This is a genomic window from Halorubrum vacuolatum, assembly GCF_900188065.1.
GTDB classification, from domain to species: domain Archaea; phylum Halobacteriota; class Halobacteria; order Halobacteriales; family Haloferacaceae; genus Halorubrum; species Halorubrum vacuolatum.
The window spans coordinates 1-9,897 of record NZ_FZNQ01000042.1; the positions used below are offsets into that span (position 1 = coordinate 1).

15 protein-coding genes and 2 pseudogenes are annotated in these 9,897 nt (G+C 51.9%); 13 read left to right on the forward strand and 4 right to left on the reverse strand.

Annotated elements, in window-relative coordinates:
* Positions 1 to 133 precede the first annotated feature (133 nt).
* The 12 genes from gvpA to gvpM all read left to right on the forward strand — a co-directional run bounded on the left by gvpA (position 134) and on the right by gvpM (position 7,244).
* Complete coding sequence (gene gvpA / locus CHB65_RS16310) at positions 134 to 370, forward strand: gas vesicle protein GvpA (RefSeq protein ID WP_089386074.1); 237 nt, start codon at positions 134 to 136, stop codon at positions 368 to 370.
* Between the two features lie 87 nt (positions 371 to 457).
* Positions 458 to 2,083: a helix-hairpin-helix domain-containing protein gene (locus CHB65_RS16315; protein ID WP_089386075.1), complete on the forward strand. Its 1,626-nt coding sequence runs from the start codon at positions 458 to 460 to the stop codon at positions 2,081 to 2,083.
* An 8-nt stretch (positions 2,084 to 2,091) separates the two neighbouring features.
* Positions 2,092 to 3,150 carry a gas vesicle protein GvpN gene (gvpN, locus tag CHB65_RS16320; protein WP_089386076.1) on the forward strand — a complete coding sequence of 353 codons (1,059 nt, stop codon included), beginning with the start codon at positions 2,092 to 2,094 and terminating at the stop codon, positions 3,148 to 3,150.
* Between the two features lie 21 nt (positions 3,151 to 3,171).
* Positions 3,172 to 3,585 carry a gas vesicle protein GvpO gene (locus CHB65_RS16325; RefSeq protein WP_089386077.1) on the forward strand — a complete coding sequence of 138 codons (414 nt, stop codon included), beginning with the start codon at positions 3,172 to 3,174 and terminating at the stop codon, positions 3,583 to 3,585.
* A gap of 117 nt (positions 3,586 to 3,702) precedes the next feature.
* Positions 3,703 to 4,341, forward strand: a complete 639-nt coding sequence (gvpF, locus tag CHB65_RS16330) for a gas vesicle protein GvpF (protein WP_089386078.1) — start codon at positions 3,703 to 3,705, stop codon at positions 4,339 to 4,341.
* Positions 4,342 to 4,347: 6 nt separating this feature from the next.
* On the forward strand, positions 4,348 to 4,599 hold the full coding sequence (gene gvpG / locus CHB65_RS16335) for a gas vesicle protein GvpG (protein WP_089386079.1): 252 nt from the start codon (positions 4,348 to 4,350) through the stop codon (positions 4,597 to 4,599).
* The gene (gene gvpH, locus CHB65_RS16340) at positions 4,599 to 5,144 is read left to right on the forward strand and encodes a gas vesicle protein GvpH (RefSeq protein WP_089386080.1); all 546 of its coding nucleotides are present in this window, start codon (positions 4,599 to 4,601) and stop codon (positions 5,142 to 5,144) included. Before gvpG ends, gvpH begins: the two co-directional genes overlap by 1 nt.
* Positions 5,131 to 5,541: a hypothetical protein gene (locus tag CHB65_RS16345; protein ID WP_089386081.1), complete on the forward strand. Its 411-nt coding sequence runs from the start codon at positions 5,131 to 5,133 to the stop codon at positions 5,539 to 5,541. The genes gvpH and CHB65_RS16345 overlap by 14 nt, the downstream gene beginning before the upstream one ends.
* Positions 5,534 to 5,875 carry a gas vesicle protein GvpJ gene (gvpJ, locus tag CHB65_RS18045; protein ID WP_394335423.1) on the forward strand — a complete coding sequence of 114 codons (342 nt, stop codon included), beginning with the start codon at positions 5,534 to 5,536 and terminating at the stop codon, positions 5,873 to 5,875. Before CHB65_RS16345 ends, gvpJ begins: the two co-directional genes overlap by 8 nt.
* A 2-nt stretch (positions 5,876 to 5,877) precedes the next feature.
* Entirely contained in the window at positions 5,878 to 6,174 is a 297-nt protein-coding gene (gene gvpK, locus CHB65_RS16355; protein ID WP_089386082.1) for a gas vesicle protein GvpK, read from the forward strand.
* Positions 6,167 to 7,012 carry a gas vesicle protein GvpL gene (gvpL, locus tag CHB65_RS16360; protein ID WP_089386083.1) on the forward strand — a complete coding sequence of 282 codons (846 nt, stop codon included), beginning with the start codon at positions 6,167 to 6,169 and terminating at the stop codon, positions 7,010 to 7,012. Before gvpK ends, gvpL begins: the two co-directional genes overlap by 8 nt.
* A 4-nt stretch (positions 7,013 to 7,016) precedes the next feature.
* Positions 7,017 to 7,244, forward strand: coding sequence for a gas vesicle protein GvpM (gene gvpM, locus CHB65_RS16365; protein WP_089386084.1), 228 nt, complete (start codon positions 7,017 to 7,019; stop codon positions 7,242 to 7,244).
* A gap of 502 nt (positions 7,245 to 7,746) precedes the next feature.
* Here gvpM and CHB65_RS16370 read toward each other — a convergent pair.
* The 3 genes from CHB65_RS16370 to CHB65_RS17580 form a co-directional block, all read right to left on the reverse strand.
* Positions 7,747 to 8,265, reverse strand: a complete 519-nt coding sequence (locus tag CHB65_RS16370; RefSeq protein ID WP_394335424.1) for a tyrosine-type recombinase/integrase — start codon at positions 8,263 to 8,265, stop codon at positions 7,747 to 7,749.
* A 150-nt stretch (positions 8,266 to 8,415) separates the two neighbouring features.
* On the reverse strand, positions 8,416 to 8,706 hold the full coding sequence (locus CHB65_RS16375; RefSeq protein WP_245810016.1) for a hypothetical protein: 291 nt from the start codon (positions 8,704 to 8,706) through the stop codon (positions 8,416 to 8,418).
* Positions 8,707 to 8,754: 48 nt separating this feature from the next.
* Positions 8,755 to 8,922 (reverse strand): hypothetical protein, encoded by a 168-nt coding sequence (locus CHB65_RS17580; protein ID WP_179213710.1) that lies wholly within the window; start codon positions 8,920 to 8,922, stop codon positions 8,755 to 8,757.
* Between the two features lie 548 nt (positions 8,923 to 9,470).
* Here CHB65_RS17580 and CHB65_RS16380 point away from each other — a divergent pair.
* Positions 9,471 to 9,803 (forward strand): annotated as a pseudogene (locus tag CHB65_RS16380) (IS110 family transposase); the annotation flags it as partial.
* 8 nt (positions 9,804 to 9,811) lie between these two features.
* On the opposite strand, the pseudogene CHB65_RS17170 reads toward CHB65_RS16380, so the two are convergent.
* Positions 9,812 to 9,897, reverse strand: a pseudogene (locus tag CHB65_RS17170) (IS6 family transposase); the annotation flags it as partial.

The window sequence follows — 9,897 nt, forward strand, 5'->3', positions numbered from 1 at the left end:
GGTTCAGGGATCTCAAACACATCCAGAACCAGACACTTTCTCGTGGTTAATTCGACGATTCAATCTGACCGATTACGTCATTCGTGAAGTACCGAAAAGACTATTATATCCCCGTGATATTTCTAATCGCGCTATGGCGCAGCCAGACTCATCAAGCTTGGCAGAAGTGCTGGATCGTGTACTTGACAAAGGCGTCGTTGTCGACGTTTACGCTCGACTGTCACTGGTCGGAATCGAAATTCTGACCGTTGAGGCAAGAGTGGTTGCCGCGTCGGTCGACACCTTCCTCCACTACGCAGAGGAGATTGCAAAGATCGAACAAGCCGAGTTAACCGCCGGTGCTGAGGCAGCACCGACGCCCGAGGCGTAACAGCCGGAGCGTAGCTGGGGAATAGGCCGGCGAAACACCTGATTACCACGTTTTTAACAGGATCAGAGCACATAACCGTCAAAAATTATGAGTGTTAATGAGAAAAAAGAAGAAATGGTCGCGAAAAGTAAAGAGTTTGTTGAGGTCCAGCGTGCGTTCACTGAGTACGCTGCATCCTTTGCAGATGATGTTGAGCAAAAGCAAGATACAAGCAGTCAAGTTGCATCGATCGCCGCGTTCAGAGAAGAGATGCAACAGTCATCGGCGGTATTCGAATCTTACAGTGAAGAGTTCGACGGGGATGTCAACCGCCTCAATGCTGAGATCGCTGAACAGCAAGATGCATTTGCAGAGACAGCTGTAGCTTTTGAGGAATACCGGGAGAGTTTTCACCAACAGGACGTGCAAGCGTTGCTGACGGCAATCGGTGAACTTCAACAGCAGTTCGTTGAGGTGGAAGATGTGTTCGATCAGTACGCCGGCGATTTCGGAGAGGCTGTTGATGAATTCAACGCCGAAGTGAGCGATCAGCGCATCGCCTTCGAAAACACCGCTGCGGCGTTCGAAGAATACAGCGACAAGTTCCACCGTGAGAAAGTTGGAGCATTACTGGCCGCTGTTGATGAACTACGCGCGCGGTTCGCAAACGTTACAGCCGCGTTCGATCAATATGCTGAGGACTTCGAACAATCTGTCGACGAATTCAACTCCAAGGTTGATGACCAACGAGCTGCGTTTGAAATCACCGCTGCTGAATTCAGTGAGTATCGTGACGAGTTCCATGAGCAGGACGTTCGGGGATTACTGATTGCCATAGAGGAACTCGAACAGCGGTTTAGTGACGTAGCTGATGAGTTCGGTCGGTACGCTGATGAATTCAATGGCGAGGTTGACGATACACGCGCTAGTTTTGAAGACACCACTGCCGCATTCGAAGAGTATCGTGATAAGTTCCACCGTCAAGAGGTGCAGGCAGTATTGGCAGCAATAGATGAGCTTGAAAACGACATCGAAGCGACTCGTGCGGAGTTTGCTGCCACGGAAGATGACTTCCATGAATATGTAGAGACTTTCTTTGGCGGGCACGATGACAGCGGGGGACAGCCAGCGGGGGATGTCGAAAAGACCGAAGACCCAAGATCGGGTAAGGTGGTCGAGGAGCAATCCTCATCTACTGCCGAAGTTAGTACCGAAGAAAATTCTCTCGATAGCGAAGTCGAGGACACGGCAGAATCAGTTGAGGATGCCGAACCGGACGGCGCTTCCGCACCGGCAGAACACGAAGTCGATGAATCTCCAGACGGGGGGGGAGTCGAAGTAGAAATCGAAGACGGAGGGGCGTCCACTGGTTCGGTGGATGTCGAAAACGAACAACAATCCACGTCGGAAGTTCCGTCCGACAGTGAGTTATCGGAACAGGAAGAGGAGGAATCGACGGACCCTAGCTCTGATGAAGAGGAGGAAGATGAAGAGGGAATCACGGAACCGGTGGAGGACAAGGGTACTGACGCCGAGCCAGAACTTGAACAAGAGTTACAGTCGGTTCAAGGAATCGGGCAAACATATGAGAATCAGTTGCAAGACGCTGGCATTCTGACGGTTGATGATTTAGCCACAGGCGATGCCGAGACTCTTGCTGAGGAGACTACCATCTCGAAACAGCACCTAGAAAAGCTCATCAAGCGTGCCCAAACAAGCGACGGAGATGAGTGATTTTAGCAATGAGTGATCGTTCACATAACCGAAAAGTTCGTGGGTCGAAGATCCGAGCCTCGCGGAAAGAGAAACAACAAAAGAGTCGACGACAGGAACAAAAAGAGATTGATCGACTCGAAAAACAGAAAGCGAGTAAAGGGCAGTCGCAACAGGGCGCGGAAGACCGTGCACTAGATACGACATTCATTCCAGACGAGCATGCATTTATTGAGACTGATGAGGTTAACCGACTCCGTCACCGGGTAGAGCGTTGGCTCAAAGCAGGACGTCCGACCCACTTGATTGGCCCTACCGGCTGCGGGAAAACCGCATTAGCGATGTATATCGCCCGTGAGCGCGACAGACCGGTTGTGTGGATTAACGGTGATGCGGATCTGACGACAAGTGATCTCATCGGCGATTATGCAGAGAAAGAAAAGATCTCGGAACATGATAAATACATCCATAATGTTCTCAAAAGCAAAGAAGTCGTACGGGATCGATGGGTAGATAACCCCCTCACAATCGCAGCTAAGGAAGGAGCAACGCTGGTGTATAATGAGTTTTCTCGGACAAAGCCGATTGCAAACAACGTCCTTCTGTCCGTGTTTGAGGAAGGCGTTCTTGAACTTCCGGGACAGCATGGAGAGAGCCGATATGTGGATGTCCACCCCGAATTTCGGGCAATCTTGACGTCGAACTCCGTGGAGTATGCGGGAGTTCACAAGCCTCAGGACGCACTTCTGGACAGGCTGATTGGAATATACATGGACTTCTATGATGCGGAGACAGAAGCGGAGATTCTCCGCACACATCTTGACGAAGATGAACTATCTGATGACAGGATCACCGAAATAGTGACCCTAATTCGTGAGTTCCGGGAGCGACTCGATATCACTGTCGGCACCCGTGCGGCGATCATGATCGGAGAAGGTGTTAGCGTAGTAGAAGATCCAACTCAGGCGGAGTTGGCAGAAATCTGTGTTGATGTTCTCACTTCAAAGGTCTCCGAGTATAGTGAAGTTGAAGCACTGCACAGAGATATCGAGGACACTATTCAGGAAACCGAAGTAAGTATTTCTTGAGCCGAGAACCTAGTAGAGCATATGGCTCCCAAAGACACAACAGAGTCCAACAGCATACCACAAGAAGACATGGACGGAGAGACTAGTATTGGCGAGCGACGAACAGACACGGATAAAAGAAATCCCACGCAAGCCCGTACCGACGGTTCAGATGATGGAGCGCCGGATGAGATCATTGGCCTGAGTGAGGCTCAAGATCGCGCTCGGGAAGCAGCGAATGACTTTCTTCAACATGAACTGGAGGGCGTCATCAAAGCGGAAAGAAAGAACGATGACACGTGGCGTGCGGTGGTAGAAGTCGTCGAACGGAGCGCTGTTCCAAATACCCAAGACATTATCGGGCGGTACGAGATTACGCTTGACCAGAGCGGAGAGGCGACCGGCTATGAATTAGTTGAACGCTATCGACGAGGAGAAATGAAGGAGGAGCTATGACTACCGACATGTCGGCTGTGCCGATATTTAGGAGGAACAGTGGACGGCCTACAAAGTTTGTTAAACGATCGGAAGCAATCGTAGCACGCACGGTAAGTTTACCGGGGAGTGATAGAGATGGGCGATAACATCTACACCTACGGAGTAATCAGGCAGGAAGACATCGAAATAGAAACAACTGGGGTTGGCGGAGCTGAGCAGATTTACACCGTCGACTATCGAACAATTTCCGCGGTCGTGTCGGACATCGATACGACCGATCCTGAGCGGACAGACGAAGACGTACAGGCACACAACGATGTGTTACGGGAGGTTATGGAATATGACGGTGGTAGAACGGTCGTGCCGATGAGCTTCGGCATGGCTTTCAAAAATAAACGTGCGCTTAAGCGAGTCCTGCGAGGTGCCCGCGCAGCCCTGCGAAAAGCGCTAAATGACGTTGAAGGGAAGGTTGAACTCGGCGTGAAGATTATTTCCGCATCTGAACAGACCGTGTCCTCGGAAAACATCAAGTCAGATGTCACGGCTCAACTCTCAGAACTAAGTGTGAACGAGACGGAAAACGATCTGTTCTCTGACCGCCTCCTTATCAACAAATCGTACCTAGTTGAGCGTGATCGACGGAGTGCGTTTGACGACACAATCGATGACATCGAAGCACAGTATGGTGATGAGGTGACGGTGAAATACACGGGTCCGTGGGCTCCATACAACTTCTTGGACATACACATCGGTGCTGAACAGCAAAGAGGCTGATAAACCATGTTCCTGATTGACGATTTGTTGATTAGACCGTTTTTCTCGCTACTCGATATCCTACAGACGATGGCTCTAGATGAAATGTATGACACTAGCGAAATAAGAGACAACATCAAGGAAAATCGCCTGCTCTACGAAATCGGAGAGCGGTCAGAGGAGGAGTATCAAACCCGGAAACAAGAACTTGAGGCACAACTCGAAGTCGCCGAACAGATCCAAGCACAACTTGGCTCCCGCATTGAGGTAAAACGCTAATGACACCAGACGATAGCAACGATGAATCAGATGAGACGCCCGATGATGTGCTGTCCGGGTCCGGCGGGCTGTTCACCCAGTTGGAGGCACTCATCGAAGCACTCGCAGAAATTGAGGCAAATGAACGAGGACGCATCCAAGACCAAGGGCAATTAGATCACGGCTCTGCACGTGTCGATTATGGGTATGATATATCTATTGGGTTGGGAAGTTCGTCCCGAGATCCCGAGACGGTAGACCTTCCAGATCCAGACGATATCGATGTTGATGAGTTGGAATCGGTCCCTCGGGTTGAGGTACGCGACCGTGATGACGGCGGTGTCACAGTACTTGCCGACCTCCCCAGTGTCGATGAGAAAAGTCTTGACGTCGATCTAGAGACTGGTGTTCCAGCTATCATCATAAAGCACAAAGACCGAGTGCTAAAACGACTCGAGTTTGGAGAACAGATAACGGAAATTGAGCAAATGGAATACAACAACAACGTACTTGAAATCAGGCTCAAGGGCTCTTCCGAACCCCAAGGTGAAAATGATGACGCATAATAAAACCCGACACAAATTAAAGGCAAGGCATGCTGTCCAGAAGGCAAAAAATAACCGAGACAAAGCTCGACGAAAGTTACTTCAGCAGCGGAAGAGGCTAGAGCAGCGCCGAGAGCAAAATAGAGAACAATCGGAAGACAACAAAACCGACCGGGAGTCACGGAATCCAACCGCGCACTCAACGGTCCCCCCGCAGAAAACAAACGCGCAGAACGCCGCACGGAACTCCCACTCTGCGGTGCCATCGAAGCCCAAATACAGTAAGGTCCCAGCACGAGAACGGCTTTACGGACTCCGACTGCACAGAGCAACATCGACTGATTCCGGTGACAACCAGCCATCAGATCAGGACGGAGATTCTGCTCTTTCCACAGAAATAGAGGACGAAGATGGGTGACCCGAAACCTACTCGTGCACAGGGCGACCTCGCGGAAACGCTTGAGCTACTGCTCGACAAAGGAGTTGTCGTTAACGCCGACATTGCTGTGAGCGTGGGCGACACCGAACTTCTTGGAATAGAGTTACGGGCAGCAATCGCCTCCTTCGAGACCGCAGCTGAATACGGCCTCGAGTTCCCGACCGGTACGGACATGGAACGAGTTCAGTCAAAAGCGGACCACTCGTCGGAGAACTCCGTGCAGCCCTCACCGGAAGACCCCAAAGAGGCTCCACACCAATCAGTAAACCAGTCCGCCAAAGAGGAGCAAACGTCGTCTCAAGATGGTGAGTAACCATGGAAATAGCGGTTGATGAGAATGCGGAAGACGTAACCGGCGGTCTCACCGCACTTGTGGTCACCGTTGTTGAGTTGTTACTTGAAGCGCTTGAACAGGAAGCGGTTCGTCGAATGGAATCAGGAGACCTCTCCGAAGAGGAGATAGAGCAATTGGGCCAGCACCTGCATGCTCTGGAGTGCGAGCTGGAGAAACTGAAACAGGAACAGGAGATCGTGGAGGGTGTAGAGTCATTCAAAACCGATCTCAACCACGTGGTACGAGACGCTATCGTACAGCTCAGAACAGATGACTGACTCGGACTCGCCGGCAGAGAGAATTGAGCAAGCACCGGAAGAAAAGCATACAGAACCGATTTCCAACGGACGATATGTCTACTGCCTAGTCCATATTACTGACCAGTCGGAACAAATAGCTGTCACTGGTATCGGAGATAGTGAGATTACGATTATCGAGCACAGAGATATTGGCGCAATTGTCCACCACTGCGAAGAGCTTTATGATACTGATGACCTCACTCAGTTGAAACAGTGGTTACTGGCACACCAACGTGTCGTCGACGAAGCAAATCAGTCATACGGAACGCCCCTTCCCATACGGTTCGACACAATCTTTGAAGGAGGGGACAGTAGCGTTAAGCGATGGATAGAATCACACTACGACAGATTACAGGAAGAGTTATCCAGACTCAAAAACCGGAGTGAATACCGAGTTCACCTGTTCTCCGTTCCCTCAAAATTTGAAAAACAAATTAAAACGGAGGACGCAGAATTACAGCGACTTCAGCAACAGCAGCAAGACTCTGCTGCTGGAAAGCGGTTTTTGTTGGAAAAAAAGTACGATAATAGGCTGCGTGAATTAAAACAGGATCGACAATCGGAACTCAAAGAGGAGTTGCTTGAGAACATATCACCTCTGGTTGAAGAAATTGTTGAGCAGGAGTCGCAGTCCAGTTTACAAGACGATACCGTTCCAGAAAATAAAGAACGTATCACCCGGGTAGCAGTGCTCGCTGATGAATCCCAAGAAACCGCGCTGGGAGACCAACTAGATGAGTTTGTTGAGCGTGATGGGATTGAGATCCGATTTACTGGCCCATGGGCACCGTATACATTCTCACCAGAACTAGGATGAGCATATGAAACCAGTAAAAAATGATACCCATGCTGTAGTTGAACTCGTCGACGTGCTACTACGGGATGGTGCAGTGATTCAGGCTGACGCAATAATTACTGTGGCTGGCATCCCGTTGGTCGGACTCAGCCTTCGGGCCGCTATCGCAGGCATGACCACGATGACCGAGTATGGACTGTTTGAACAGTGGGACACAGACCGGCGACGGGAATTGAGACATGAGAAATCTTAATCGAGATGAGATTGACGACGTTTTGATCGCGTCGCCGTTCAAAGTTTAGCGCCGTACTGAGCGCCCCTTTATATTGAACGCTCCCAGAACTGCGTGCACCGAGTGTACAGAAATTTAAGACCATGACAGGTCCTACAGCCGTTTTCGACGCTGACGAGCAAAGTCTAAACGACTTTGCGACGCGACCGAATTTTTAATCAGACCGGGCCTACTCCACAATGGGTGAGAGCCGCGCCACTTCAACCGGTTCACTGTCTGGGAACAGTTCCTCCGTCTCTTCTTCTCGTGCCACTTCTTTCGTTCTTTCCCGCGGAACTCGTGTACTTGTATATATCTGATCCGATTTCATGCTTGTTTGATTCGTATTTGATGGTAATATCTGGAGACATAAAAGGTACTTTGTTCGTAGTAAATAATTATACTGAGACTAAGCAGTAGTTGTGAGCCAGATAATGGTTTCCTGCGTGGCGGTTTCTAGGATTCACCGTGGGAAGTTTGTCGCTCACCGGCGACGAATGTGGTCGTAGACTTGCTCAGTGGTCGTGATCGAGCGGTGTCGAAGTCGATTGCGGACGTCGTAGAGTTCGTTTCCGTCTTCAGCAGTCGTCATGCGATAGGCGACACTGTGGCGAAGTGTGTGTGGTGTTACTTGCTCCGGTTCTCCTCGTGACCCGTCGAGCAGGTACGGACGAACACCAGCTTCGGTGGCGAGTTTCTTGACGACGTTTCGCACGCCTTCGGTTGTGATTCGGTCCGACGAGCGGCTGGGGAAGAGTGCGTCACTGTCTTTCCAGCGGTTGGTGAGGTATGACGACAGCAGCCGGCTTACGTCGTTCGCGAGCTCGAGTGTTGCGGGCGGTGGCGACGAGTCAGTGGGGTAGTCTTTCTGGATGCTCGTCGGTAAGTATAGCGCGGTGTTCCCGTCGCGAAGGTGGTCGACGTCGACTTCTTCGAGTTCACCCTGGAGCGGCATACCACCGTCCATGCTGACGACCACCCGCCCGCTATCGTTCAGCTCAATCTCGCTTCCGTATCGGCCTGCAAGATTGCCGAAATCGTCGCGTTCGAGGTCGTTCGTATCGAGCCATTCCTCGACTCCGGTAGCGGGGTTTTGAGTTCCCGTGTTAGAATAGACGCAGGTATCGTATGTAAAGTTACTGATGATTTTGCGTCAGAGCTTGCCTCGGTACTCCAGCGATTTGTCGTTCAGCTCTTCGACGGCGGGGCGTCCCTCCTGGAGCATTCGGTCAGCGATCTCGATGGCCTCCCGTATCTGGGCCTCGCTGAGGTTCTTGTACGCCGGGCTCTCCACATGGCCGTACCATTCGTCCTCGAAGACGTTGTCGAGCACCACGCGCCCGAAGCAATGGTCAAAGCGTATCGGCCACCCGCCGACAGCGGCGGCGACTTGCGGGAGCATCCTGTTCACCTTCCGATCGTATTCGTCTTGTAGGTCAGTCATATCTACCATTTACGCATCTGCGCGAACCATGCCAACAGCCCCGTTGGTTCAGACGCCCCTGAGCGTCTTAACCGACTCGGGCTTCAGGAATCGGGAGACGTCGAGGACATCGTCCTCATCGGCATTCTGAATCGATGCGAGATCTCCGAACTTGGCGTAGAGCTTGCCGGTGGTCGACGGCCCCATACCGGGGACGACGTCGCTCAGGCGTTCCATGCGAATGCGCTCGATCCAGTTAGGGAGCCACTCGGTGACGCCAACGTCGTGCTCAATGCCGGTTCGCGGCTCAAGGATGACGGAGCGCCAGTCGTCGTGGATAGTAGGTAGGGATACCCCAAATTGGTCCTGAGTCGGTGATCAGCGGCGTTCTACAGCAAGAACTGCGTCAGCTTGAAGTCAGCCCTCTGTCGTCGCCACGGTGTTCTGGTGGAGGTAGAGAGTAGCGTTGAAATCGGCCAGTGGTATCTCTTGGAAGTTCTCATAATGAATGATATCACCGGCTTTGTTGAAACCCTCTAGAACTGACACGAGGTCGGTGCTGACTCGATGGAAACGCTGCTACTCCATGAGAGCGTGACACAAGACATGGGGCGCAAGAGACCGACCTGTATTCCGTGCCACAGAGCACGTCGTGCTGACTGGTCCGTGTGCGAAAGAAGCCGAGTCATGGGCGTGACAGCCCGGATGCCGCGCGGCGCGGCATCCGGGAAAGCCCGAATAGGTGAATCTCTGCTTCACGCACTGGCGTCCCGGGTGAACAAGCTATGTACCTCGGAATCGACGTCCACAAACGGTACGCACAGGTGGCAGTGATGGATGAGGCTGGGAAGATCGTCGAAGAGGTTCGCGTCGAGAACGCGAACCTCGACGACCTCGCCCAGCGGTACGCCGGCGCACAAGCCGTGCTTGAGGCGACCTCCAACTACTACCACATCCACGATACGCTGTCCGAGCACTTGGATGTGACCGTTGCTCATCCCAAAAAGATCAACCAGATCGCAGATACCGACAAGAAAACCGACCGCGTTGACGCCAAAGAACTCGCGCGGATGCTCCGGTTGAACTCGGTGCCTGAAAGCTACGTTCCCTCCGAGGAGGGTAGTGTTCAGATAAGCTGATTCCATGCGAAGGCGAATGATCTCAACCACTCGTTTGCAGTTTCTGCTTCGGCGTTGCTGAAACAGTTTGAGA